Source organism: Streptomyces sp. NPDC058145, from assembly GCF_042884245.1.
In the GTDB taxonomy this organism is placed as follows: Bacteria; Actinomycetota; Actinomycetes; order Streptomycetales; family Streptomycetaceae; genus Streptomyces.
In genome coordinates this window covers 361,707-386,860 of the sequence record NZ_JBHVUH010000005.1, presented here as the reverse complement: position 1 = coordinate 386,860, position 25,154 = coordinate 361,707, and the positions used below count along the sequence as shown (strand labels likewise).

The window sequence follows — 25,154 nt, the reverse complement described above, 5'->3', positions numbered from 1 at the left end:
CGGACGGGTGCCCCCGTGGTCGTGCGACCGCGGGGGCACCCGTGTGTGCGGTGGGGGCTGTCAGCCGGTGTTGCGCAGGCCCGCCGCCACGCCGTTGACGGTGAGGAGCAGGGCGCGGGCGAGCAGCGGGTCGGCCGTGGCGCCCGCGGCGGCCGCGTCGCGCTGGCGCCTGAGCAGGGTGACCTGGAGGTAGGAGATGGGGTCGAGGTAGGCGTCGCGGATGGCGAAGGTCTGCTTGAGGACGGGGGCGGCGTCGAGGAGTTCGTCCTCGCCGGTGATCTTGAGGACCTCGCGGACGGTGAGTTCGTGTTCGGCCTTGATGGTGTCGAACACATGCTTGAGCTCGTCGGGGACGAGGGTGTCGACGTAGTGCTGGGCGATCCGCAGGTCGGTCTTGGCGAGGGTCATCTCGACGTTGGAGACGAAGTTGCGGAAGAAGTGCCACTGCTCGTGCATCTCGTCCAGGACGGTGTCCAGGCCGGCCTCGCGCAGGGCCTTGAGGCCGGAGCCGACGCCGAACCAGCCGGGGACGATCTGCCGGGACTGGGTCCAGCCGAAGACCCACGGGATGGCGCGCAGTCCGTCGAGCGAGACGCCCGAGCCGGGGCGGCGGGAGGGCCGCGAGCCCAGGTGCAGGTCGGCGAGCTGGTCGACCGGCGTGGAGGCGAGGAAGTACGTCGGCAGGTCGGGGTCCTCGACGAGTTCGCGGTAGGCGGCGTGGGCGGCGTCGGAGACGACGTCCATGGCGGCGTCCCAGCGGGCGAGGGCCTCGTCGGACTGGCGGGGCGCGGTGTGCAGGGCGGAGGCCTGCAGGGTGGCCGCGACGGTCAGTTCGAGGTTCTCGCGGGCGAGGGAGGGGATGAGGTACTTGTCGGAGATGACCTCGCCCTGTTCGGTGACCTTGATCTCGCCTTCGAGGGTGCCCCAGGGCTGGGCGAGGATGGCGTCGTGGGAGGGGCCGCCGCCGCGGCCGACGGTGCCGCCGCGGCCGTGGAAGAGGCGCAGCCGCACGCCGTAGCGGTGGGCGACGTCGCGCAGCCGGCGCTGGGCGCGGTGGATCTCCCACTGGCTGGTGGTGATGCCGCCGAACTTCGAGGAGTCGGAGTAGCCGAGCATGACCTCCTGGACGTCGCCGCGCAGCGCGACCAGGCGCCGGTAGGACGGGTCGGAGAGCATGTCCTCGAGGATGGTGTCGGCGGCGCGCAGTTCGTCGGTCGTCTCCAGCAGCGGCACGATGCCGATCTTGGCCCAGCCGGCGTGCAGGTCGACGAGGCCTGCCTCGCGGGCGAGGACGGCGGCGGCGAAGACGTCGTCGGCGCCCTGGCACATGGAGATGATGTAGGACTCGATGACCTCGGGTCCGAAGACCTCCAGGGCCTTCTTCACGGTCTCGAAGACGCCGAGGGTCTTGGCGCCGGCGGCGTCGACGGGGGCCGGGGTGGGGGCGAGGGGCCTGCGGGAGCGCAGTTCCTTGGCGAGGAGCCTGGCCCGGTAGTCGCGGGGCATGTCGGCGTAGCGCCAGGACTCCTCGCCGAGGCGGTCGAAGAGCTGGCCGAGGGCGTGGTGGTGGGCGTCGGCGTGTTCGCGGACGTCCATGGTGGCGAGCTGGAGGCCGAAGGCGGCGAGGGTGCGCATGGTGCGGGCGAGGCGGCCGTCGGCGAAGAGGGCGCCGCGGTGCTCGCGCAGGGAGGTCTGGATGATGCGGAGGTCGGCGAGGAGTTCGCCGGTGCCGAGGTAGTCGCGGCCGTCCTGGTGGGGGGTGCCCTTGGCGAGGCGCTGCTTGGTGTTCTCCAGCTTCTGCCGGATGCAGGTGGCCTTGAGCCGGTAGGGCTCCTCGGCGTTGAGGCGCTTGTAGCGGGGGCTGATCTCGGGCAGCTGTTCGAGGTCGCTGTGCAGGGACTCCAGCAGTTCCTCGGTGGCTCCGGCGTAGCGGATGGAGTTGGAGAGCAGGCCGCGCAGTTCGTCGATCATCTCCAGGGCGTCGTTGATGCCGTGCTCGTGCTGGAGGATGAGGACGTCCCAGGTCACCTGGGGGGTGACGTTGGGGTTGCCGTCGCGGTCGCCGCCGATCCAGGTGCCGAAGGTGAGGGGGCGGGTGGTGTCGGGCAGCTTGACGCCGACCCGCTCGAGTTCGGCGGTGAGGTCCTCGAGGACGTCGCCGACGGCGTCGGCGTGCAGTTCGTCGAGGTAGTAGATGGCGTTGCGGGCCTCGTCGGCGGGTTCGGGGCGGACGACGCGCAGTTCGTCGGTCTGCCAGACGAGGTCGATGTTCTCGGCGAGGCGGATGTCGTGGCGGCGGCGGTCGGAGTCGAGGACGGGGGTGTCCAGGAGCGCGGCGACGCGCCGGAGCTTGTTGAGGACGGACCGGCGCGCGGCCTCGGTGGGGTGTGCGGTGAACACGGGGCGGACGTTGAGGTGCTCGACGCTCTGCCGCAGGTGTTCGGGGTCGGCGTCCTTGAGGCGGTCCGCGGTGCGGGTGAGGAGGCCGCCCTCGGCGGCGCGGCGGGCGCGCAGCTCACGGCCGCGGTGGACCTGCTCGGTGACGTTGGCGAGGTGGAAGTAGGTGGAGAAGGCGCGGACCAGCTTGGCGGCGGTCTGCAGTTCGGTACCGCGCAGCAGCTCGGCGGCGGCTTCGCCGTCCTCCCGGGTGAGGCGGCGGACCTTTTCGACCAGGTCGAGGAGTTCGGGGCCTTCCTGACGTACGAGGGTCTCGCCCAGGAGGTCACCCAGCCGGCGGATGTCGGCGCGCAGCTCGCTGCTGCTCGTGGTGGTCTGGTCGTCGGCACTGCTCACAGGTGCGGCTCCTTGCAGTGTTGAAGCTCGTTCTGGAGGGAACCCGGACGTCCGTCCTCCGCGCGGCGGGTGCCGCATACGGGCCGAGGGGTCCGGGAAAGGAATCAGAGCGGACCGCGCTGTCCGACCGACTTCAAGGATAGGTGTCCACTCGGACGCGCAGGCTCTCGGGCTCTTGCCGCCGGACGGCACGCTGACATACTTACGACGCCGTAGGTTACGGAACCGTAGGGAAGGGTCGCTCCATCTCCCGCCGGTTCCGGCGGCCCGGCATCTGCCTCGACCCTAGACCCCACAGGGGACGCGCATGACCTCAAGGTCCGATGTGATCGACGAAGCCCTCAAGGCCAACGACACCTCCATCTCCTCCGCCACGCTGGGCGGCGAGCAGAAGCGTTCGATCGAGCAGATCACGCTGCTCCTGTTCATCACGGTGCCGTTCCTGGCACTGGTGGCGGCCGTGCCGCTGGCCTGGGGCTGGGGGGTGAGCTGGCTCGATGTGGGCCTGCTGGTGTTCTTCTACTTCCTTGGGTGCCACGGCATCACGATCGGTTTCCACCGGTACTTCACCCATGGCTCGTTCAAGGCGAAGCGGCCTCTGCGGATCGCGCTGGCGATCATGGGGTCGATGGCGGTCGAGGGACCGCTGGTGCGCTGGGTGGCCGACCACCGCAGGCACCACAAGTTCTCCGACGCGGAGGGTGACCCGCACTCGCCGTGGCGGTTCGGGGAGACGGTCCCGGCGTTGATCAAGGGCCTGTGGTGGGCGCACATCGCCTGGATGTTCGACGAGGAGCAGACCCCGCAGGAGAAGTACGCGCCGGATCTGGTCAAGGACGGGGCGATCCGGGCGATCTCCCGCCAGTTCGTGCTGTGGACGGCCGTGTCGCTGCTGCTGCCGCCGCTGATCGGTGGTCTGGTGACGATGTCCTGGTGGGGCGCGTGCACCGCGCTCTTCTGGGGGTCACTCGTCCGGGTGGCGCTGCTGCATCACGTTACGTGGTCGATCAACTCGATCTGTCACGCGGTGGGCAAGCGGCCGTTCAAGTCGCGGGACCGTTCGGGCAACGTGTGGTGGCTTGCGGTCCTGTCGTGCGGTGAGTCCTGGCACAACCTGCACCACGCCGACCCGACCTCGGCGCGGCACGGGGTGATGCGCGGCCAGATCGACTCCTCCGCGCGGATCATCCGCTGGTTCGAACTGCTCGGCTGGGCGTACGACGTGCGCTGGCCGTCACGCTCGCGTATCGATTCGCGGCGCAACACCGGTGAAGGCGACTCCCGGCACCGGAAGGAAGCAGCCGAGGCGGCATGATTGACGCCGTGGCGACCGACTCCAGCAGCACTCCGAGCAACGACAAGCAGCGGCGGACCCGCCGGACCCGTATGACCGGCGCCGAGCGCCGCCAGCAGCTGCTGGAGATCGGTCGCACCCTTTTCGCGGCGAAGGGCTTCGAGGGCACGTCGGTGGAGGAGATCGCGGCGAAGGCCGGGGTGTCCAAGCCGGTGGTGTACGAGCACTTCGGCGGCAAGGAGGGGCTGTACGCCGTGGTGGTCGACCGCGAGATGCGGCGGCTGCTGGACATGGTGACCAGCTCGCTGACCGCCGGGCATCCGCGTGAGCTGTGCGAGCAGGCGGCCTTCGCCCTCCTGGACTACATCGAGGAGTACACGGACGGCTTCCGCATCCTGGTCCGTGACTCCCCCATCCCCCAGTCGACGGGGTCCTTCGCCTCCCTCATTTCGGACATCGCCACCCAGGTGGAGGACATCCTGGGCCGCGAGTTCAAGTCCCGCGGCTTCGACCCGAAGCTGGCCCCGCTGTACGCCCAGGCGCTGGTCGGCATGGTCGCGCTGACCGGCCAGTGGTGGCTGGACGTGCGCCGGCCGAAGAAGGCGGAGGTCGCGGCGCACCTGGTGAACCTGGCCTGGCACGGACTGGACGGCCTGGAGCAGAAGCCGCGGCTTATCGGGCACCGGAAGGCCTAGCGGGGTTCCAGGAACTCGAGCCGGTTGCCCACCGGGTCCTCGGAGTAGAAGCGCCGGTGGCCCGGGAGGGCGTCGTCCCAGGTGACCGGGGCTCCGTGGGCGGTGAGCCGGGCCGCGTACGCCTCGATGCCCGTGACCCGCAGCCCCGGGTGGGCCCGCCTGGCGGGCCGGAAATCCTGCTCGGCGCCCAGATGGAGGTGGACCGGCCCCGCCCGGAACCAGCAGCCGCCGCGCGCGGCGAGCACCGGCGGCTTGGGGGTCTCCGTCATGCCGAGGACGTCGACGTAGTAGGCCCGAACGGTGTCCTCGGAGCCGGGCGGGATGGCGAGCTGGACGTGGTCGAGTGCGACGAGCATGTCTCACTCCCCCTTCTTCATGGCGACCGCGAACAGCCGGCGGAACGGCAGGACGGTGCCGTACGGCGCGCTCGGGTAGGCCGCGCGGAGCAGGTCGCGGTACTCGCTGACGAAGGCGTCGCGGGCCTCGGGGTCGTCGGCGAGTGCGGTCAGGGCGGGGCGCAGGCCGGTGCCCTTGACCCAGTCGAGGACGGGGTCCTCACCGGTCAGGACGTGGAGGTACGTCGTCTGCCACACATCGGTCGCGCAGCCGAGGCGGGCGAGGCGGTCCAGGTAGACGGCGGGGGTGTGCACGGAGTCCTCGGGGCGCAGGACGTCGCCGAGGAGGGGCTTCCATCGGGGGCCGGCGGCGAGTTCGCGCATCAGGGCGTGCAGCGGGGCGTCGATGTTGTCGGGGACCTGGAAGGCGAAGGCTCCGCCCGGCGTCAGGCCCGCGATCCAGTCGGCGAAGCGGTCGGCGTGGCCCGGCACCCAGTGCAGGGTGGCGTTGGAGACGATCAGGTCGTACGGCTCCCCGGGCGTCCAGGTGCGGGCGTCGGCGTGGGCGAAGTCGAGCCGTCCGCCGCCGGCGGTGGGGCCCTCGTGGTCGACGTGCGCCTTGTCGAGCATCTCGGGCGAGTTGTCGTAGCCGGTGATGTGGGCGGTGGGCCAGCGTCCGGCGAGCAGGGTGGTGGCGTTGCCGGGGCCGCAGCCGAGGTCGGCGATGCGGGGCCGGTGGGAGGGGAGGTCCGGGACGCGGGCGAGGAGGTCGGTGAAGGGGCGGGCGCGGTGACCGGCGTGGCGGAGGTACTGGGCGGGGTCCCAGGTGGGTGTCGTCATGTCGTCACTCTTCCGAGAATATTGTCTCGATGTCAAGAGACTCGACATCAAGAGACTTCATGTCGACACAACCACTACACTGATCTCCATGGAGGACGAGGTCGATCGGCTGGTCGCAGCGTGGCGCCGGGAGCGCCCGGACCTCGACGTGGAGCCGCTCGAGGTACTCAGCCGGGTGAGCCGACTGGCCCGGCACCTGGACCGCGCACGCCGGCTCGCCTTTGCCGAACATCAGCTCGAACCCTGGGAGTTCGACGTGCTGACCGCGCTGCGGCGCGCGGGAACCCCCTACCAGCTCTCTCCCGGGCAACTGCTGACGCAGACCCTGGTCACCTCGGGCACGATGACCAACCGGATCGACCGGCTCGCCAAGAAGGGCCTGGTGGAGCGGCTGCCCGATCCGAGCGACCGGCGGGGCGTGCTGGTCCGGCTGACCGACACCGGCCGGGACCGCGCGGACCAGGCACTGGCGGGCCTGCTGGAGCAGGAGCGGGCGATCCTCGCCGAACTCTCCCGCGCCCAGCGCGCCGAACTCGCCAGCCTGCTACGCCAGTTGACCGCCCCGTTCGACAACATCCCCGGTTAGGTCGGCCGGCCCCACTCCCGCCCTGCGGGCGAGGGCGACGGCGGCGAGCGTCGAGTGGACGCCCAGCTTGCCGAGGACGTTCTGCATGTGCGTGCGCACGGTGTGCGGGGAGAGGAACAGCCGCTCGGCCACGGCCTTGCGGCCGAGTCCCGCGACCATGCACCGCAGCACTTCCCGCTCCCTCGGGGTCAGCGACTCCACCAGCCGCTCGCTCTCGGTGCGGTGCTTGCGGGCGGCCGTCAGCTCCTTGAGGACGCCGGTGAGCAGGGCCGGCGGCAGATGCGTCTCGTCGCGCAGCACACCCCGGATCACCGTCAGCAGCCGGGACAGCGAGCAGTCCTTGGCGACCCAGCCGGAGGCGCCGGCCTGCAGGGCGAGGGCGGCCCGCCGGGGATCGTCCTTCTCGGCGAGGACCACCGTCCGCACCCACGGCTGCGCCGAGCGGACACCCGCGACCAGCGAGATCCCGTCGACCAGCCCCTCCTCGTCGCCGTCGTGCACGGGCACGGCCGGGCGGACGCCGGGCAGACTGCCGCCCAGGTCGGCGTCCACGAGGAGGACGTCGTAACGGCGGCCCTCGGCGGCCGCGCGCTCCAGACAGCGCAGCGCGGCCGGGCCGCTGCCCGCGGCGAAGACGTCGACGTCGGGCTCGGCGGCCAGCGCGGCCGCGAGCGACTCGGCGAAGATACGGTGGTCGTCGACGACCAGCACTCGGATGCGAACCACGAAGCCCCCTTCCCCAGGCTCCGCGCGGAGCAGGGGATAACCAAGGTCCGGAGAACGACGACCCACGCGGACACGACACCCACGGTGAGAAACGCCGACCGCACGGCCGCCGCCGTTGCGGACACTGCTACCCCCACCACGGGCGCCGTACCCGTCTGTCTCGCCCCCTGATCAGCACCGGCCCCCACCGGCGCTGCTCCACAGAGTACGGATGCGGGCACGCGGCGGAAGTCGATTTGCAGAACTGGCCGTCCGGCACGTTTATGGTGTGCCGCATGTTTCGTATTGAGGCGGAAGTCGACAGAGGCCGACGTGATCTGCTCCGCTCCCGGCTGAGGGACACCAACACGGCGGCGTCCCCGGTGCTGGCGGCCCTGCGCGGAACGCCCGGCGAGCGCGACGTCCCGCTGCACGTGTGGGCGCTGGACGAGTCGGGGGAACTGGCCGGCGGCCTGGTCGGCCACACCTGGGCGACCTGGCTGCACGTCACCTACCTGTGGGTCGACGCCCGCCACCGCGGCGCGGGCCTCGGCTCCCGACTGCTGGCCCGCGCCGAACACATCGCCCGCACCGACCGCGCCTGCGCCACCGCCCGCCTGGAGACCTGGGACTTCCAGGCCCCGGACTTCTACAAGAAACAGGGCTACGACGTGGTGTGCGTGATCCCCGACTATCCCCCGGGCCTCACGGAGTACACCCTGACGAAACGGCTCGCCTGACGCCGGGTCACCGCGGGGGCGGCGGAGGCGGAGTCGGATACGCCGGGCGGGGCGGGATCCGCGGCCGGGGCGGCCCCGCCGGCGGAGGCGGCTGCGGCTCCATCGAGCGCCGGGGCCGGGGCGCGGGCGGCCGGTGGACGAGGGGCGGCGGCGGACCGGGCGGAGGTGGCGGAGCAGGCGGCGGTTCGTCGTCCGCCAGCACCGGCCCACCGGCCCGCAACCGCTCGATGGTCCGCTCGGCCCGACGCCGGGCCCGGGGATCGTCGTCGCGCCGGAAGAACAGATGCACGGTGACAGGAGCCGTAAGGCCGAACACTCGGCCGCAGCCCCGGGTCCGCTCGGTGCGGATCAGCTCGTAGCCCAGCGCGTACGCGATCGGCTCGGCCCGCTCCTGCACGGACGCCCCACCACTGATCTCGACCTGCCCCCGCCCGTCGAAGCGGGACCGGATCTCGTCGTCGTCCATCAGTGGTCGCCGTAGCGCGGCAGCCGCTCGGGGAAGTCGCTCGGCCCCTTGCACCCGGCCAGCGCGTAGGCGTGTCGGGTGAGTTGATAGGCGAAGTCGGTCAGGTCCTGGCGCCGGGCCGCTCCCGAGGCCCTGCTCTTCCCGGTCACACCGGCCTCCGTCACCAAGGCAAAGGGCCCGGACGCCTCCTCCGCGTCCTTCGGCTCGCAGGGCACGTACACGGAGGCGACGCCGCCGTCGTCGTCGAGCTGCGCCAGCCCCGCCACGCGGCCCGCCGAGGTCTGCACGACGCGGGTACCCGCGTCACTGCCGTAGCCCCGCTCCCAGTCGTCCTTCGGCGACTCCCGAAGATTCACGCTCCCCGACAGGATCGAGTCACCGCTGGTGGAGACACGACAGCCGAACATGAAGTCGGTCCCCCTGCCGCGGTGATCCGACCATTCGTCCGCCGCCCGCGCCCGCGGAAGGGTCCGGATTACAACATCCCGCTGGACCGAGCCTTCGCACACCTTGTCCGGGAGCAGGTACAGCCCCTTCACGAAGAACACGAAGAGACCGCCGCACACCAGCACGACAATCACCGCGGCCGCGAAGAACCCTCTTATGGAGTGCATCTTCCACCAGCGGCCAGAACCTCTCTCAGCCATACTTCACCTTCGAACGGTTCAGGTAGTAGTCGGCGTCTTTCCAACCGTCGTTGACGGCCTGCCCCACCGAGTCGTCGATCCCGTCCTTCGGCAGATTCACGTGATGGCGGGCCAGGGCGTCGTCGACCGACCAGATCGTCTGCTGACCGACCGAGTCCCGCATCGCAAACAGGTCCTTGCTGGAGTAGTACAGCCCCCGGTCCTCGGCACCGCTCGCCTGCTGCCCGTCGATCAGGCGGTCGATGGCCGCGCCGGCGACGGCTCCGGCCCCACCGCCCACCACAGACCCCATGAGCTCGCCGCCCAGATGTTCGGGGACCTTGAGGCCGGTGAAGGCGATGTTGACCCAGTTCTTGGCGAAGTCCCCCTTGGCCTTCAAGGCGTCGTTGTAGTCCTTCTCGCCCTGGATGGACTGACCGACTTCCGAGTTCGCCGCCGAATGCCCGACGATCCCCTCGATGATTCCGGCGTTTCTGCCGATGTCGTTGAGAACCTGTTTCTGGTCGCCGTCGAAGTGACCGGGGTGCGACAGGTGCTCCTCCAGGAGGCTTCCGGTGTAGATGCTCTCCCCGTAGATGATCCCGGCACGTCCGGCGGGATCCGCGGAGGTGGCCGAGAGGAAGCGCGTGACGTCCGTGACGTTGAGCCCCCCGGGGGACTCACTGTTCGTGAGGAAGACGGTCTCGCCCTCCGGTCCCTTGAAGGCGCAGCTGATCTCCGGCATGTAGGCCGCGGCCATGTCCCCGAAGCTCTCGCCCAGCCCCTTGCTCACCAGGTTCGCGCCCCCGTCGGGGTTGGCCACCGCCTGCATGATGTTCGCCATGATCTTGACCTGGGCCTTGCTGTGCGGCGGAGCCGAGGCGGAGGTGTCGCCGGCCGCGACCCCGGTGACAGCACTCTCCAGAGCCCGCCCCAAGGAATCGCCCCGGTCCGTGTACACCGTGGTGCCGAGCATGTGGTCCAGGTCGGCCTTGGACTCGAAGGCGTGCTCCGCTGCCTCGGGGTTGCGGGAGAGGCCTTCGAAGAGTCCCTCCAGCGGGTCCCTGCCGTTGCCGTCGCCGAAGACGAGGTCCAGAGCGTCGTAGCCTTTGACCCACCGATCGTCGGTGTTCGAGTCCCCAGCTCCCTTGTCCTCCTTGAACAGCTCCTTGCGGTAGTCATCCAGGAACTCGGTGTCGAACTGACCCTTGCGCATGAGACTGCTGATGACCTGAGAGCCGAGACCGCCAATGGGACTGAACGAGTTCGCGGCGCGGAAATTCGTGTTTCGCTCGTCGATGAGCTCCTTCTTCCAGCGCCGCATGGCATCCGAGTCCGAGAACGACGCAGTAGCCAGGGTGAGGCCCAGGTTGGACTGCAGTTCCTTCATCGTGTTGAGCTCTGAGCCCCTGGCGCCGGCGTGGGCAAAGCTCATCGCGGTCCAGAACTGCAGTGTTCCCTTGGCACCCAGGCCTGTCGCGAACTTCTCCGCGAACAGTGGGTCATCGTGGTACTTCGCCATCGTGCGGTTGAAGGACTCGATGTCATCAAGGGACATGTCGGCCGGCTTCTTGGCCATCTCCGCCAGCTTCTTGGCAGCTTCGACGGCTTTGGCCGCCTGATCCCGGTCCGCGTAGGAGGCGTCGGCAAAACCGTACTTGGCCTGGTCGACCAGAAGCTTCAGTGCCTCCGCGGCACTGGCGTCGCTCTGCGTCGCCTTGGTCAGGATGCCCTCGATCTCCTTGCAGAAGGCGTCCACCACCTTCTGGTCCGTCACGCCGGTCTTGCCTCTGGGGTCGGACGCCCAGTCGGGCCGGGTGTTTGCCGTGACGGAGAAAGTGCCGTCACCCGTATCGACGACAGTCAGGTTCTGCTCAGCGGCTCGCCTGATCGCATCGTTCAGCTGGCTGCGATAGCCGATGAGTTCCCCGCGTGTGTCGCTGAGGATCTTGGTGATGGAGTCGGCCTGGGTGTGCGCGTCGGCAAACTCCGCGGCTGTCCTGGTGATGAACTCGCGGCTGACGGTGGCGTTCATCCCCACCCAATCGGCTTTGTCGGCCTTGGCCTTGAGGTTGTTCTCGGCGGCCTTCTGCAGGCCGGCGAGTTTCTTTGTCATCTGCTCCCAGTCGGTGACCGCTTCACCGAGCTTGGCGAAATTACCGTGACGCAGCGTGTCGAGGTCCATCGACTTCAGTGACCCTTCCTGTCGTCGAAGCCCTCGTCGAGCGTGGCGATACTGCTGACCGCACCGGCGATGTAGGACTCGTCGGCCGCGTGCTGGTTCCTGGTGTATCGCAGGTGGTTGGAGATGTGGGCGCATGCGTCCAGAAGCGTTTTGGTCTGCTCGCTCCAGCGCTGCGTCACATGCTCCAGCGCGCCGCCCAGGGCGAATCCGTCACCCTTGAGCCCACCCGATGCCGCCTCGGAGGCGGCACGGGCATGCCCGCTGTAGGTAGTGAAGTCGTCGAACAGGTCATGCGCCGCCTTGCCGACAGCCTCGAGATCCTGGTGCTTCGCCACAAGATCTCCCCGCGTGCTGCCGCCGCCCTGATCAGCCGGATACTGATTGAGCTGCATCCCTGCGGAATGCCGATCGGCCGCCTGGGCCTTCAGCTGCTCCCACTCCTCCCACGCCATGTGTGGTCTCCCCGATTTTTCCAACGCACTGCCAGATGGTGTGACAACCGTGCACATTACCGGGGCCCAAGTGCGTCGCATGGCCGTGCACTTCAATGCCGAGTGGCAGTGGCCGAAAGACAGCCGCTACGGCACCTGCGGCAATCACATGCCCTTGGCGCTGTGCCGGGACAGGTCGGTGGTGTCGGTCGGCCATGGGTCCTCCCGGCTCCAGCATGAGCGCCAGTGCAGGTCCAGCGGCCGCCGCCGGCGTCACCCGGGTGTCACGGCCTCGCCCACCGCCAGGTGCACAGCCCGGGCCAGGCGGGCGCCCCACAGGGAGCGGGGGCCGGCGAAGGGGTGGAGGTCCTCGCCGGGGGCGGGGGTGCGGGAGGCCACGCAGATGGCGTCCGTGGGGGTGCCGGAGCAGTCGTGGCCGGCGTCGAGCAGTGCCTGGACCTTGGCTTCGGTGGCGGTCGCGACCGCGTTGACCAGGGCGGCGTCGGTCAGCGCCACGGGGAGGACGGCGATGATGTTGATGGTGCCCGGCTGCGCGGGCAGCGCGGTGCCCTCCGCCGGGGTCGCGGCCCAGCCGCGCACGCTGATGCCCGCCGTGACGACCGCCTCCGCCCCGCCGTCCTCCGCGCGGCCGTGGCGGGAGACGTCGGCCGCCGTCATCAGCCCGACGCCCGGTCCGGCCGCACCCGCCCCGGCGGCCAGTTCGGCGAGGTGCCGGTCCGGGTCGGTACGCCGGTAGCCGTGCGCCACTTGGGCGTTGAGGACCCAGCCGCGCTCCCCGATGCCGCCGCCGAGCACGGCGCTGCTGATCATCCGCCACCCCGGGCCCGGCCGCCACAGCAGCGCGTGCAGCCGCTCACCGCCCTCGAAGCGGGTCAGCAGCCGCACGGTGTGCGGTCCGGTGGTCGTGGTGGACGGGGGGAGGACGGCGGTCACCGGTTCTTCGCTCCTTGGGGTGAGAACCGGCCGATCGTATCCGGGCCGGTTCCGCCGCCCCGCCCGGTCGTCAGCCCAGCCGGCGCGCCCCCGGCGAAGGCACCGCCTCGAAGACTCGCGGGGCCGTGAAGCCGGCCGTGGCGAAGGCCTCCCGCACCGCCTTCGTCACCGTGTCCACGTCCGCCGCCTCCGCCAGGACGATCGCCGAGCCGCCGAAGCCGCCGCCGGTCATCCGGGCGCCCAGGGCGCCCGCGGTCAGGGCCGTGTCGACGACCAGGTCCAGCTCCGGGCAGGAGATGCGGAAGTCGTCGCGCAGGGAGGCGTGGCCCTCGGTGAGGACCGGGCCGATGGCGCGGGTCTCGCCGGAGCGCAGCAGGGCGACGGTCCGCTCGACCCGCTCGTCCTCGGTCACCACGTGCCGGACCAGGCGGATCACCTCCTCGTCGTCACCGAGGAGGACGAGGGCCGCGTCCAGGTCGGCGTAGGGGATGTCGCGCAGGGCGTCGACGCCGAGCAGGGCGGCGCCCTTCTCGCAGCCGGCCCGGCGCTTGCCGTACTCGCCGCCGCTGTGGGCGTGCTTGACCTGGGTGTCGACCACCAGCAGGCGCAGGCCCTCGGCGGCCAGATCGAAGGGGATCGGCCGCTGGGACAGGTCGCGGGTGTCGAGGAACAGGGCGTGGCCCCGCTCGCAGCAGGCCGAGGCCGTCTGGTCCATGATCCCGGTGGGCGCGCCGACGTAGACGTTCTCGGCGCGCTGGCACAGGCGGGCCAGTTGCCAGCGCTGGAGGCCGAGGTCGTACAGGTCGTTCAGGGCCAGGGCGACGACGACCTCGAGGGCGGCGGAGGAGGACAGGCCGGCGCCGGTGGGGACCGTGGAGGCGAGGTGGATGTCGGCGCCCGTGACCGGGTGGCCGGCCTCGCGCAGCGCCCAGACGACACCCGCCGGGTACGCCGTCCAGTCCTGGTCGCTCTGCGGTGCGAGCGCGTCCAGCGTCAGTTCGACGGCCTCGCCCCCTATGTCCGCCGAGTGCAGGCGCAGCGCGCCGTCGGTGCGGCGGGAGACCGCGGCCGTGGCCTGGTGCGGCAGGGCGAACGGCATCACGAAGCCGTCGTTGTAGTCGGTGTGCTCGCCGATGAGGTTGACCCGGCCGGGCGCCGCCCACACCCCTTCCGGGGCGGCGCCGTACAGCTCGGTGAAACGCCCGGTGACCTGCTCTGCCCCCACTACCGCTCCCTCGAGATGTGCTGTGCGAACTCCCACGCGTCCGCGACGATCCCCGCGAGGTCCGCGCGGGACGGGTTCCAGCCCAGCTTCTCGCGGGCCGTGTCCGCCGAGGCCACCAGGACCGCCGGGTCGCCGCCGCGGCGCGGCGCGACGACCTCGGGGATCGGGTGTCCGGTGACCTTGCGGACGGTCTCGACGACCTCGCGGACGGAGAAGCCGCTGCCGTTGCCGAGGTTGCAGATCAGGTGTTCGCCCGGCCGGGCGGTGTCGAGGGCCAGCAGATGGGCCTCGGCGAGGTCGGCGACGTGGATGTAGTCGCGGACGCAGGTGCCGTCCGGGGTCGGGTAGTCGTCGCCGTAGACGGAGATCGCGTCGCGGCGGCCCTGGGCGACCTGGAGCACCAGCGGGATCAGGTGCGACTCGGGGTCGTGGCGTTCGCCGGACATGACATCGGAAGACGTGCCGTAGGCGCCGGCCACGTTGAAGTAGCGCAGGGACACCGCGGCCAGGCCGTGGGCGTTCGCCTCGCTGGTGATCATGTGGTCGACGGCGAGCTTGGTGGCCCCGTAGGGGTTGGTCGGCCTCGTCGGGGCGGTCTCCACGATCGGGATCTGCTCCGGTTCGCCGTAGGTGGCCGCCGTGGAGGAGAAGACCAGCTTGCGGACGCCCGCCTCGCGCATCGCGCCGAGCAGGGCCAGGCTGCCGGCGACGTTGTTGTCCCAGTACTTCTCCGGCTTCACCACCGACTCGCCGACCTGCGAGAACGCGGCGAAGTGCAGCACGCCCTCGTAGGAGGGGTCGAGCCACTTCGCGGCGTCCCGGATGTCGCCCTCGACGAACGCGGCCCCGGCGGGCACGCCCGCGCGGAAGCCGGTGGAGAGGTTGTCGAGGACGGTGACCTCGTGGCCGGCCTCCAGCAGGTGCTGGGCCACGACACTGCCGACGTACCCCGCCCCACCCGTCACCAGGTACTTCATGAACTCGCTACCTCTCGCAGTCGCTCGGCCGCGGTTTCCGGCGGCACGTCGTTGATGAACACGTTCATGCCGGACTCCGAACCCGCGAGAAACTTCAGCTTGCCGGAAGTGCGGCGGATGGTGAAAAGCTCGAGGTGCAGCGCGAAGTCGTCCCGCGTCACGCCGTCGAACTCCTCCAGCGCGCCGAACGGGGCCTGGTGCCAGGCCGCGATGTACGGCGTCGGAGTCTCACCCTCGCCGAAGATACGGTCGAAGCGCTTCAAGAGTTCCAGATAGATCTGGGGGAACTCTGTGCGCGCCTCCTCGTCCAGCGCGAGCAGATCGGGCACGCGCCGCTTGGGATACAGGTGGACCTCGTAGGGCCAGTGCGCCGCGTGAGGCACGAAGGCCGCCCAGTGTTCACCCTCAAGGACGACCCGTTCTCCGGCGAGTTCCCGGGCCAGGACGTCGTCGAACAGGTTCTGTCCGCCGGTTGCCTCCTTGTGGGCGGCGAGCGAGCGGAGCATCAGCGCGGTGCGGGGCGTGGTGAAGGGGTAGGCGTAGACCTGTCCGTGCGGGTGCTGCAGGGTCACGCCGATCTCGGCACCCCGGTTCTCGAAACAGAACACCTGCTCTACGGAGGGCAGATGCGACAGCTCGGAGGTGCGGTCCGTCCAGGCGTCCAGGACCAGCCCCGCCTGGTCCTCGGTGAGGCCGGCGAAGGAGGCGTCGTGGTCGGAGGTGAAGCAGACCACCTCGCAGCGGCCGGAATCGCCGGCGAGCGAGGGGAAGCGGTTCTCGAAGACGACCACGTCGTAGGAGGAGTCGGGGATCTCGCTGAGCCGCTCGCCCCGGGTCGGGCACAGGGGGCACTGGTCGGCCGGCGGGTGGTAGGTGCGGCCCTGGCGGTGCGAGGCGACGGCGACCGAGTCGCCGAGCAGCGGGTCGCGGCGGATCTCGGAGGTGGTGACCGTGGCGTCCAGCGGGCGGCGGTCGGCGGCGTCCCGCACGATGTCGTCCCGGAGGTCGTAGTAGATCAGCTCACGGCCGTCGGCCAGCCGGGTCGAGGTCTTCTTCACAACAACTCACCTTCCGTCCGGGCCAAGGATCAGGGTGACGGCCGGGGGCCCGCACTCAATCACTCAACACAATCCAACATAACAGATCACAACCCGACAACAGCTCGTACGATCACAATCAAACAAAGAACACCACCGGAAGTGTTCAATTGCTGAACACAGAGGCGTAGGTTCCGCTCTGGATCAGTTCGCGCGACGAAGCGAGTTCTCATGCAAACCCCCACATACGCCCCCACCTATCTGGCGGCGGAGCTACAGCTCCCCACCAATTGGCTGGACTACACGATCCTGGCGATCTACTTCATCGTCGTTCTCGGCATCGGCTTCGCGGCCCGCCGGTCCGTCAAGACCAGCCTCGACTTCTTCCTTTCCGGACGCTCGCTGCCCGCCTGGATCACCGGCCTCGCCTTCATCTCGGCGAACCTGGCGGCCACCGAGATCCTGGGCATGGCCGCCAACAGCGCCCAGTACGGCGCGTACACCGTGCACTGGTACTGGATCGGCGCCATCCCCGCCATGGTCTTCCTGGGCCTGGTGATGATGCCCTTCTACTACGGCAGCAAGGTCCGCTCGGTCCCCGAGTTCCTGCTGCTGCGCTTCGACAGGGCCGCCCACCTGCTCAGTTCGATCCTGTTCGCCTTCGCCGCCATCCTGATCGCGGGCGTCAACCTCTACGCCCTCGCGATCGTGGTGGAGGCCCTGCTCGGCTGGCCGCAGTGGGTCGCCATCGTGGTCGCCGGCGCCTTCGTGCTCGCGTACATCACGCTCGGCGGTCTGTCCTCGGCGATCTACAACGAGGTGCTCCAGTTCTTCGTGATCCTGGCAGCCCTCATCCCGATCACCGTCCTCGGCCTGAAGAAGGTCGGCGGCTGGGGCGGCCTGACCGACAAGCTCACCGCCACGCACGGGCAGAACTTCACCACCGCCTGGGGCGGCACCGGCATCGGCAGCACCAACCCGCTGGGCGCCAACTGGCTGACCATCGTGCTCGGCCTCGGCTTCGTGCTCTCCTTCGGCTACTGGACCACCAACTTCGCCGAGGTGCAGCGCGCCCTGTCCGCGAAGAACCTCTCGGCTGGGCAGCGGACGCCGCTGATCGCCGCCTATCCGAAGATCTTCATCGTCTTCCTGGTGATGATCCCCGGCCTGGTCGCCGCCGCGCTCATCCCGAACTTCGGCACCTCGGGCTCCGGCTACCAGTACAACGACGCCATCCCCTATCTGATGCAGGAGCTGCTGCCCAACGGCGTGCTCGGCATCGCGGTCACCGGTCTGCTGGCCGCCTTCATGGCGGGCATGGCGGCGAACGTGTCGTCGTTCAACACGGTGTTCACCACCGACATCTGGGAGAAGTACGTGGTGCCGGGCCGTGAGGACGGCTACTACGTCCGCTTCGGCCGCCTGATCACCGTCATCGGTGTCTGTGCCTCCATCGGCACGGCGTTCCTGGCGTCCTCCTTCTCCAACATCATGTCGTACCTGCAGACGCTGTTCTCCTTCTTCAACGTGCCGATGTTCGTCGTCTTCATCGTCGGCATGTTCTGGAAGCGCGCGTCCGCCAAGTCCGGCTTCTGGGGGCTGCTCGCCGGCACCGTGACCGCGATGGTCAACTACTTCGTCTTCTACAAGAAGGGCATCATCTCCCTTCCCTCCGACCAGGGCGCGAACTTCGTCTCCGCGATCGCCGGTTTCGTCGCCGGTGCGATCGTCATGTTCGCCGTGTCCCTGTTCACCAAGCCGAAGCCGGCGCAGGAGCTGCAGGGCCTGGTCTACGGCACCCGCTCCCCCGGCATGGCCGAGCCGCCCGCCCCCGGCGACGACGCCTGGTACCGCAAGCCGGCCCTGCTGGGCTGGGGCGCGGTAGTGATCGCCGCCGCCTGCTACATCCCGTTCTCGTTCTGACGCGGGAGGACCGAGGAAATCATGACCGAACAGCCTGGACAGCCCGACCACCCCGGCCGGCACCACCACTACACCGAGGACGACCTCTCGCGTGACGTCGCCGACCTCGAGACCAAGTCGGCGACCGCCGCCCGCATCTTCGACCTGCGCCGCATCATCGGCGGTCTGTTCGTCCTCTACGGCGTCATCGTCACGATCGTCGGCATCACCGATTCGCAGTCCGCCATCGACAAGGCCCAGGGCGTCAACATCAACCTGTGGACCGGAATCGGCATGCTGCTGCTGGGCATCTTCTTCCTGGCCTGGCTGAAGCTGCGGCCCACTCCGCCGCCGATTCCTCCGGAGGGGTTGCCGGAGGAGAAGGAGTCGGCGTAGTCGCCGTACCCGTCCGCGGTCGCGTGGGGGCTGGTCGCGCCCACGCGGCCGGGCCGCATATCGACACAGCCCCGCGCCCCTGGCGGGCGGCCTGCCCGCGCTGTCGGCGCACCCAGCCCCCGCACCAGGTGCCTAGGCGGGGCCGGCACTCGTATACGAACCGGCCCGGTCCAGCAGGCCGGTGCGGGCGGCCAGGGCCGCCGCTTCCAGGCGGGAGCCCACGCCCAGCTTCATCAGCACCCGCTGGACATGCGTGCGCGCGGTGCTCGGTGCGATGCCCATGCCGGCCGCGATCACCCGGGTGTCCTCGCCGTCGGCGACCCGCAGCAGTACCTCGACCTCGCGCGGCGTCAGCATCGCCAGCAGCCGCTGCCCCTCGTCGTCCGGCTGGGCCGCCGGGTTCAGCAGCTCACCGAAGGCCCCTTGCAGGAGCTGCGGCGCCACCGCCGCCTCGCCCGCTCGCGCCTTCATGATCGCCCGCTCGACGCCCTCGATGCGCTCGTCGTGCCGTACGTACCCGGAGGCCCCCGCCGCGAACGCGGCCGCGATGCCCCGCGGTGACGGCACCGGGCCCAGCACCAGGACCGCCACCTGCGGCCGCTCCCGCTTGATCTTCGCCACCGGGTCGAAGGCCCCCGGCTCGGCCGGCGCCGCCGTGCCCAGCAGACACACCTCGGGCGCCCGCGAGATCACCAGGTCCGCCGCGCCCGCGGCCGGCGCCGCCGCCGCGAGCACCCGGTGCCCGCGCAGCTTCAGTGCCGACGCCAGTGCCTCCGCGAGCAGGCGATGGTCGTCGACGACCATGAGCCGCACTCCCATTGAGCAACCCCCCAGCCCTCCCCCATGGATGCCCCACCAGGGACGCCCACCGGTCCACCACGACAGAGGGCCCCCCGGCACCCCGCCCTTCATGCCCCCGGAAGCTACACGCTTGTTCGACGTCGCGCTGCCCCTATGAAGGAGAAGTGCCCCGGATAGTGAAATCCGGGGCACTCCCTGGTAATCCCTCGCATTCGCCCCGGCGCCCGTGTGCGCGCCGGGGCGGACGGTCAGCCGCCCGCGCCGAACGCGAGCAGCAGGTACTCCTTGCCGTACGTGGACTTGTGCGCGTACACGGCCGACATGTAGAGCCGGCCCTTCCCGTAGAGGATCTCCGCGTACTCCGGCAGCATCGTGGTCTCGGCCCGCCGCACGCTCTCGGTGGACGGGTTCTCCAGCAGCGTGGTCGCCTTGAAGGACGGGCCGCCGAGGGTGACGATCTGGCCGCCCTTGTTGTACGGCGGGTGCTTGTAGGCGATCAGGTTGCCGCCGTCCATGCGCAGCGGGGAGAGCGTGTAGCCGTCGCCGGCCTCGGCGCGCTGGCCGGTCTGCTTGCCGGTGGCCAGGTCGAAGGCGACGATCTCGTTGGTCTTGCTGTAGTCGCCGTTGCCGTCGTGCTCCTCGGTCGGCACGTACAGCCTGCCGTCGCCGGCGACGACCTCCCGGCAGTCCTCGACGCGGGTGATGCTGTCGCAGCGGCCGGCGTAGGTGTCGGAGGGTGCGGAGATCCGGGTGAGCAGCTTGCCGGTCTTGTTGTCGATGGAGAAGTAGTCCGAGATGCCGCTGCCGTCGTCGGCGCTGTCACCGACGTCGGCGGCCACCACCAGCGGGTCGGTGGAGACGATGCCGGCGTACTCGATACCCGCGGTCATCTTGTAGTCGGAGATGACCTTCCCGGACGTCGGGTCGATGTTCTGGATGTGGAGCTGGCGCTCTCCGTAGCTGCCGCACTTGCGCACCGCGACCAGCTTGGGGCCGCCGCCGTACCCGGCGTCCTCGCAGGAGTCCTCCGGCTTGGGCTGCCAGAGAACCTTTCCGGTGCCGATGTCGAACGCGGCGCCGCCGTTGCTGCTGCCGACCGCGACGGTGTGCTGAGAGACCGTCACGTTCTGCAGGTTGGCCGTGTAGTCACCGTTCTTGACCGTCTTGGTCCAGAGCTCGGTGCCCTTGTCGAGGTCGATGGCGGCGACCTGGCTGCAGCCCTCGGTGGAGCCCTTCTTGGGCATCTTCGGCTGGAAGACGACCGCGGTCTTGTTGTCCTCGGTGACCTGCTTGCTGGCCGTGCACACCGGGCCGGGCAGCTTGATGGTCCACATCTTGGTGCCCGCGGCGGGGTTGTAGCCGACGATCTCCGCGACGCCGCTCTTGGCGTACACCGAGTCGGTCAGCCAGGAGCCCGAGGTGACGACGGTGTCCTTCGTCTGGGGCATGTCGACCTGGAAGAGCACCTTGGACGCGGGGTCCGACGGCACCTTCTCCTCGCTGCCGGAGGACGTGCCGCCGGTGGTGTCGTCCTTGCCGTCCGTGCCGCCCTTGCCGCCGCTGGAGCTCGCGGTCTCGTCCTTCTTGCCGTCGCCGCCGGAGGACTTGGCGTACCAGATGCCGCCGCCGACGATCAGCGCGATGGCGACGACCGCCGCGACGATGATGACGAGGGCGGTGCTGTTCCGGCCGCCGCCCGGCTGCCCGGGCTGCGCCGGCATCGGCACGGTGGGTCCGCCCGGGTAGCCGTAACCCGGCTGCTGGGCGTACGGCCCCATGGGCTGGGTCGGCTGCGCGTACGGGTTCGGCTGCGCGCCGGGGTAGCCGTAGCCGGGCTGCGGCTGGGGCGGCTGCGGAGCCTGGGGCTGGGGTGCCTGGGGGAAGCCGTAACCCGGCTGCGGGGCCTGCGGGTAGCCGTAACCCGGCTGGGGCTGGGGCGGCTGCGGGGCCTGGGCTGCCGCGGGCTGCTGCGGGTAGCCGTAGCCGGGCTGCGGGCCCTTCTGCAGGCTGGGCGGCGTCTGGGGCGCCGGCGGGGTGGCGGGGCCCTGCGGGGCGGCGGGGGTCTCCGGGGTGGCCGGAGCCTCCGGGTTGGTGGGCGGCTGGTCCTGGGGCGGACCGAAACCACCCTGCTGCGGGGGCTGGTTCGGCGGCGGAGGGGGCGGCTGGGTCATGACGGGGGTACCTCGGTGAAGCTGTCGGGGCCTGGCGGCGAGGGGACGGTGGGAGAAGGGCCGGGACTCACTTGCCGAAGGCCATCATCAGCTTCTCCTTCGAGTCGTCGTTGCCGGACAGCCGGGTGGTGGAGATGTAGAAGCGCCCGTCGGTCCAGCTGACGGCACCGTCGAAGAAGCCGTTCTCGATCTGGGCCGTGCCCGCCGGGTTCTGCAGCAGCTTGGTCGTCGTGTGCGAACCGCCGGTGGTGGGCACGGACACGATCTGGCCGCCCGCGTCGTACGACGGGTCCACGTAGGCGATGAGCTTTCCGTTCTCCGCCGTCAGCGGGGACATCGACTCGTCCGCCGGTGACTTCACGCGCCACTTCTCCTTGCCGTCGGCCAGGCCGATGGCGACGATCTCGTTGGCGCCGCTGGTGGCGCTGGTGGGCAGGTAGAGCGTGTCGGAGTCGACGGCCACGCCCTGGCAGCCCTGCAGATCGCGTTCCAGGATCGCCCACCCGCACTGCGGGGCGAACTTCTCGTTCACCTTGACCTCGGAGCGGAACTTGCCGTCCTTGCCGAAGGTGGAGATGTTCCAGGCCTTCTTGCTCTCGTTGGTCAGATAGACCACGAGCGGATCCAGCGAGTAGGTCCGCGCGACCCGCCAGCCCTTCTTGACCGGCTGCGTCCACCTGACCTTGCCGGTGGCCGGGTCGAGTTCCTGGATCTCCTCGTGCGCGTTGCCGCCGCCGGCGTTGCAGGAGGCCACCTGGACCAGCCGGTCCGTGCCGCCCGCGAACGCGGTCGGGAAGCAGGCGTCGCCGTACTTCTTCTTGTCGTACAGCTTCTTGCCGCTGTCGAGGTCGTACGCCGTGCCCGACTGCGAGCGGCCCACCATCAGCGTCTTGCCGCTGACGCTGAGTTCGACGCTGATCGCGCTGTCGAACAGCGCGCCGTCGCCCACCTCGGTGCTCCAGCCCTTCTTGCCGGTCGCCAGGTCGACCTGCTGGAGCTGGTTGCACTTGGCGCGGTCGCTGACGCCGCTCATGTAGGCCACGACGATCTTGTCGTCGGCCGACTTCTGCGGGGTGACCGAGCAGATCTTCTGCGGGAAGGTGATCGGGCCCCAGGTGGGGTTGCCGTCCCCGACGTTGTAGGCGAAGAGCTGCTTGTACGCCGCCTTCACCGCGGTCTTGCCGGTGATCCACATGCCGGGCGCGTCGGCGCCGGAGCCGGGGGCGTCGGGTGCCGTCTTGTACCAGAGCACCTTCGCCTCGCCGGGCTTGCGGCCCTCGTTGAGGTTCTCGGGGTCCGCGCCGCCGTCGCCGCTGCCGTCGCCGGGGTTGACCGGGGCGTCGGAGGCGGACTTCTTGCCGTCGTCGCTCTGCTGGGCGACCGGCTTCTTCTTGCCGTCGTCGTCACCGCCGCTGGTGACGGCGTAGACGGTGCCGCCTATGACCAGCAGCGCGGCCGCCGCGGCGCCGATGATCAGCGCGGTCTTCCTCTTGTTCGCAGGCGGCTGCGGCCCGCCGTAGGGGGCACCGCCGGGGGCACCGGGGTACTGGGGCGGCTGCTGCGGGTAGCCGTAGCCGGGCTGCGGGGCGTACGGGCCGGGCTGCTGGGGCTGCCCGTAGGGGCCGGGGGCGCCGGGCGCGGGCGCGCCGTAGGGGCCCGGCTGGGCGTAGGGGCCGGGCTGCTGGGGGTAGCCGTAGCCGGGCTGGGGCTGAGGAGGCTGGGCCGGTGCCTGCGGCGGCTGGGCCGGCGGCGGGGGCGGCGCCCCGAATCCACCACCCTGCGGCGGCTGGTCCTGCGGTGCTCCGAAGCCGCCCTGCGGCGGTTGGTCGGGCGGCTGAGTCATCAGCGCTCTTCCCCCTCGTTCACTGATTTTTAGCCACGCCCCGAGGTTCGCTCACGGACCCAGGTCGTACTCATACGGTTCTCAGACGGCTCTTTCTATCACCCGGCACCGACAGCGCAGGGGCCTGGATCCACGCCTGTTCCCAAGGGAGAACCGGGCCGTGATGCCGCCGTTACGCGCCTTCACGCCCTCTTCACGCGGCGCACGCAACAGCGGCGCGCGCGGCGCTTTCACGCCGCGCGCGCCGAAGAGGTGCGCCTGCCTGCGGGTTACGCGTCCTCAGCCAGTTCCAGCCAGCGCAGCTCCAGTTCCTCGCGCTCGCCCGCCAGGTCGCGCAACTGGGCGTCCAGTTCGGCGACCTTGGCGAAGTCGGTGGCATGCTCGGCGATCCGCGCGTGCAGCTTGGACTCCTTCTCGGAGACCTTGTCCAACTGGCGCTCGATCTTCTGGAGTTCCTTCTTGGCGGCACGCTGGTCGGCGGCGCTCTTCTCCTGCGTGGCCGGCTTGGGCGCCGCCGCGGCGGCCTGGGTGGCGACCGCCTCCTCCATACGCAGGCGCCGTTCCAGGTACTCGTCGATGCCGCGCGGCAGCATCCGCAGGGCGCCGTCGCCGAGGAGCGCGAACACCCGGTCCGTGGTGCGCTCGACGAAGAACCGGTCGTGGGAGATGACGATCATCGAGCCGGGCCAGCCGTCGAGGACGTCCTCGAGCTGGGTGAGGGTCTCGATGTCGAGGTCGTTGGTGGGCTCGTCAAGGAAGAGGACGTTGGGCTCGTCCATGAGCAGGCGCAGCAACTGCAGGCGCCGCCGCTCACCGCCCGACAGGTCCCCGACCGGCGTCCACTGCTTCTCCTTGCCGAAGCCGAACGTCTCGCAGAGCTGCCCCGCCGTCATCTCGCGCCCCTTGCCCAGGTCGACGCGCTCGCGGACCCGCTGCACGGCCTCCAAAACCCGCCAGGTGGGGTCGAGTTCGGCGACCTCCTGGGAGAGGTAGGCGAGCTTGACAGTACGGCCGACGGTGATGCGTCCGGCGGCCGGCTGGGTCTCGCCCTCGGTGCGCGCGGCCTCGGTCATGGCCCGCAGCAGCGAGGTCTTGCCGGCGCCGTTGACGCCGACCAGGCCGATGCGGTCGCCGGGGCCGAGATGCCAGGTGACGTGCTTGAGCAGCACCTTCGGGCCGGCCTGCACGGTGATGTCCTCGAGGTCGAAGACGGTCCTGCCCAGCCGCGAGGAGGCGAACTTCATCAGCTCGCTGCTGTCCCGGGGCGGCGGCACGTCCGCGATCAGCTCGTTGGCGGCCTCCACGCGGAAGCGCGGCTTGGAGGTGCGGGCGGGCGCTCCGCGCCGCAGCCAGGCCAGCTCCTTGCGGATCAGGTTCTGCCGCTTGACCTCCTCGGTGGCGGCGATCCGCTCCCGCTCCGCGCGCGCGAAGACGTAGTCGGAGTAGCCGCCCTCGTACTCGTACACGTCGCCGCGCTGCACGTCCCACATGCGCGTGCAGACCTGGTCCAGGAACCACCGGTCGTGGGTGACGCACACCAGCGCCGAGCGCCGGTCGCGCAGGTGCTGGGCGAGCCAGGCGATGCCCTCGACGTCGAGGTGGTTGGTGGGCTCGTCGAGGACGAGGAGGTCCTGTTCCTCGATGAGCAGCTTGGCGAGCGCGATACGGCGCCGCTCGCCACCGGAGAGCGGTCCGATGACGGTGTCCAGCCCCTTCGGGAAGCCCGGCAGGTCGAGCCCGCCGAACAGCCCGGTCAGCACGTCCCGCACCTTGGCGTTGCCGGCCCACTCGTGGTCGGCCATGTCGCCGATGACCTCGTGGCGGACGGTGGCGGCCGGGTCGAGGGAGTCGTACTGGGTGAGCACCCCGAGCCGCAGCCCACCAGAGTGGGTCACGCGTCCGGAGTCGCTCTCCTCCACCTTGGCCAGCATCCGGATGAGGGTGGTCTTGCCGTCGCCGTTGCGCCCGACGACCCCGATCCGGTCCCCTTCGGACACACCGAGCGAGACGCCGTCCAGCAGGGCACGGGTGCCGTACACCTTGCTGACGTTCTCGACATTGACCAGGTTGACGGCCATTTCACTCCTGTGCGCGGGACTGTCACGACACGCGGCTGCGCCGCCTGTCAGCCTTCTAGCCTAGGGCCTGCGGC

General features: G+C 70.2%; 22 protein-coding genes. 6 read left to right on the top strand and 16 right to left on the bottom strand.

Translation table 11 applies throughout. The annotated features are described in order from the left end of the window. Positions 1 to 60: 60 nt before the first annotated feature. Positions 61 to 2,793 (bottom strand): phosphoenolpyruvate carboxylase, encoded by a 2,733-nt coding sequence (ppc, locus tag ACFVVO_RS14230; RefSeq protein ID WP_390054720.1) that lies wholly within the window; start codon positions 2,791 to 2,793, stop codon positions 61 to 63. Between the two features lie 307 nt (positions 2,794 to 3,100). Between ppc and ACFVVO_RS14225 the strand changes: the two genes are divergently transcribed. Continuing rightward, the gene (locus tag ACFVVO_RS14225; RefSeq protein WP_390054718.1) at positions 3,101 to 4,108 is read left to right on the top strand and encodes an acyl-CoA desaturase; all 1,008 of its coding nucleotides are present in this window, start codon (positions 3,101 to 3,103) and stop codon (positions 4,106 to 4,108) included. Next, entirely contained in the window at positions 4,105 to 4,782 is a 678-nt protein-coding gene (locus tag ACFVVO_RS14220; RefSeq protein ID WP_390054717.1) for a TetR family transcriptional regulator, read from the top strand. Before ACFVVO_RS14225 ends, ACFVVO_RS14220 begins: the two co-directional genes overlap by 4 nt. Here ACFVVO_RS14220 and ACFVVO_RS14215 read toward each other — a convergent pair. Both ACFVVO_RS14215 and ACFVVO_RS14210 read right to left on the bottom strand, forming a co-directional pair. Further along, the gene (locus tag ACFVVO_RS14215) at positions 4,779 to 5,138 is read right to left on the bottom strand and encodes a VOC family protein (RefSeq protein ID WP_390054716.1); all 360 of its coding nucleotides are present in this window, start codon (positions 5,136 to 5,138) and stop codon (positions 4,779 to 4,781) included. The two genes, ACFVVO_RS14220 and ACFVVO_RS14215, sit on opposite strands and share 4 nt — an antisense overlap. A gap of 3 nt (positions 5,139 to 5,141) precedes the next feature. Continuing rightward, positions 5,142 to 5,957: a trans-aconitate 2-methyltransferase gene (locus ACFVVO_RS14210; protein WP_390054715.1), complete on the bottom strand. Its 816-nt coding sequence runs from the start codon at positions 5,955 to 5,957 to the stop codon at positions 5,142 to 5,144. Positions 5,958 to 6,045: 88 nt separating this feature from the next. Here ACFVVO_RS14210 and tamR point away from each other — a divergent pair, with 88 nt between their 5' ends. Next, positions 6,046 to 6,543, top strand: a complete 498-nt coding sequence (tamR, locus tag ACFVVO_RS14205) for a MarR family transcriptional regulator TamR (protein ID WP_358928808.1) — start codon at positions 6,046 to 6,048, stop codon at positions 6,541 to 6,543. Here the strand turns inward: tamR and ACFVVO_RS14200 are convergent. Beyond that, the gene (locus tag ACFVVO_RS14200; RefSeq protein ID WP_390054713.1) at positions 6,502 to 7,269 is read right to left on the bottom strand and encodes a LuxR C-terminal-related transcriptional regulator; all 768 of its coding nucleotides are present in this window, start codon (positions 7,267 to 7,269) and stop codon (positions 6,502 to 6,504) included. The two genes, tamR and ACFVVO_RS14200, sit on opposite strands and share 42 nt — an antisense overlap. A 263-nt stretch (positions 7,270 to 7,532) precedes the next feature. On the opposite strand from ACFVVO_RS14200, the gene ACFVVO_RS14195 reads away from it, so the two are divergent. After that, complete coding sequence (locus tag ACFVVO_RS14195) at positions 7,533 to 7,988, top strand: GNAT family N-acetyltransferase (RefSeq protein ID WP_390054905.1); 456 nt, start codon at positions 7,533 to 7,535, stop codon at positions 7,986 to 7,988. A gap of 7 nt (positions 7,989 to 7,995) precedes the next feature. Here the strand turns inward: ACFVVO_RS14195 and ACFVVO_RS14190 are convergent, their stop codons facing one another. The 8 genes from ACFVVO_RS14190 to galT form a co-directional block, all read right to left on the bottom strand. After that, positions 7,996 to 8,454: a hypothetical protein gene (locus tag ACFVVO_RS14190; protein ID WP_390054712.1), complete on the bottom strand. Its 459-nt coding sequence runs from the start codon at positions 8,452 to 8,454 to the stop codon at positions 7,996 to 7,998. Next, positions 8,454 to 9,101 carry a hypothetical protein gene (locus tag ACFVVO_RS14185; RefSeq protein ID WP_390054710.1) on the bottom strand — a complete coding sequence of 216 codons (648 nt, stop codon included), beginning with the start codon at positions 9,099 to 9,101 and terminating at the stop codon, positions 8,454 to 8,456. Before ACFVVO_RS14185 ends, ACFVVO_RS14190 begins: the two co-directional genes overlap by 1 nt. Then, a complete protein-coding gene (locus ACFVVO_RS14180; protein ID WP_390054708.1) occupies positions 9,094 to 11,265 on the bottom strand; it encodes a hypothetical protein in 2,172 nt (723 codons plus the stop codon). Before ACFVVO_RS14180 ends, ACFVVO_RS14185 begins: the two co-directional genes overlap by 8 nt. Before the next feature lie 5 nt (positions 11,266 to 11,270). Then, a complete protein-coding gene (locus ACFVVO_RS14175; RefSeq protein WP_390054707.1) occupies positions 11,271 to 11,717 on the bottom strand; it encodes a hypothetical protein in 447 nt (148 codons plus the stop codon). A gap of 252 nt (positions 11,718 to 11,969) precedes the next feature. Beyond that, positions 11,970 to 12,650: an adenosylcobinamide amidohydrolase gene (locus tag ACFVVO_RS14170; RefSeq protein WP_390054705.1), complete on the bottom strand. Its 681-nt coding sequence runs from the start codon at positions 12,648 to 12,650 to the stop codon at positions 11,970 to 11,972. A gap of 70 nt (positions 12,651 to 12,720) precedes the next feature. Beyond that, positions 12,721 to 13,875, bottom strand: coding sequence for a galactokinase (galK, locus tag ACFVVO_RS14165; protein ID WP_390054703.1), 1,155 nt, complete (start codon positions 13,873 to 13,875; stop codon positions 12,721 to 12,723). Continuing rightward, positions 13,875 to 14,852, bottom strand: coding sequence for a UDP-glucose 4-epimerase GalE (galE, locus tag ACFVVO_RS14160; RefSeq protein ID WP_390054701.1), 978 nt, complete (start codon positions 14,850 to 14,852; stop codon positions 13,875 to 13,877). The genes galK and galE overlap by 1 nt, the downstream gene beginning before the upstream one ends. Then, positions 14,849 to 15,910, bottom strand: a complete 1,062-nt coding sequence (galT, locus tag ACFVVO_RS14155) for a galactose-1-phosphate uridylyltransferase (RefSeq protein ID WP_390054700.1) — start codon at positions 15,908 to 15,910, stop codon at positions 14,849 to 14,851. Before galT ends, galE begins: the two co-directional genes overlap by 4 nt. A gap of 210 nt (positions 15,911 to 16,120) precedes the next feature. Here galT and ACFVVO_RS14150 point away from each other — a divergent pair, with 210 nt between their 5' ends. Together ACFVVO_RS14150 and ACFVVO_RS14145 are read left to right on the top strand one after the other, a co-directional pair. Continuing rightward, positions 16,121 to 17,812, top strand: coding sequence for a sodium:solute symporter family protein (locus tag ACFVVO_RS14150; RefSeq protein ID WP_390054698.1), 1,692 nt, complete (start codon positions 16,121 to 16,123; stop codon positions 17,810 to 17,812). A gap of 21 nt (positions 17,813 to 17,833) precedes the next feature. Continuing rightward, on the top strand, positions 17,834 to 18,187 hold the full coding sequence (locus ACFVVO_RS14145; protein ID WP_390054696.1) for a hypothetical protein: 354 nt from the start codon (positions 17,834 to 17,836) through the stop codon (positions 18,185 to 18,187). Between the two features lie 132 nt (positions 18,188 to 18,319). Here the strand turns inward: ACFVVO_RS14145 and ACFVVO_RS14140 are convergent, their stop codons facing one another. The 4 genes from ACFVVO_RS14140 to ACFVVO_RS14125 all read right to left on the bottom strand — a co-directional run bounded on the left by ACFVVO_RS14140 (position 18,320) and on the right by ACFVVO_RS14125 (position 25,080). Continuing rightward, entirely contained in the window at positions 18,320 to 19,006 is a 687-nt protein-coding gene (locus ACFVVO_RS14140) for a LuxR C-terminal-related transcriptional regulator (protein ID WP_390054694.1), read from the bottom strand. A 230-nt stretch (positions 19,007 to 19,236) separates the two neighbouring features. Further along, positions 19,237 to 21,159, bottom strand: coding sequence for a PQQ-binding-like beta-propeller repeat protein (locus ACFVVO_RS14135; RefSeq protein ID WP_390054692.1), 1,923 nt, complete (start codon positions 21,157 to 21,159; stop codon positions 19,237 to 19,239). 67 nt (positions 21,160 to 21,226) lie between these two features. Further along, on the bottom strand, positions 21,227 to 23,002 hold the full coding sequence (locus ACFVVO_RS14130) for a PQQ-binding-like beta-propeller repeat protein (protein ID WP_390054690.1): 1,776 nt from the start codon (positions 23,000 to 23,002) through the stop codon (positions 21,227 to 21,229). Positions 23,003 to 23,271: 269 nt separating this feature from the next. Further along, entirely contained in the window at positions 23,272 to 25,080 is a 1,809-nt protein-coding gene (locus ACFVVO_RS14125) for an ABC-F family ATP-binding cassette domain-containing protein (RefSeq protein ID WP_390054689.1), read from the bottom strand. Positions 25,081 to 25,154 lie beyond the last annotated feature (74 nt).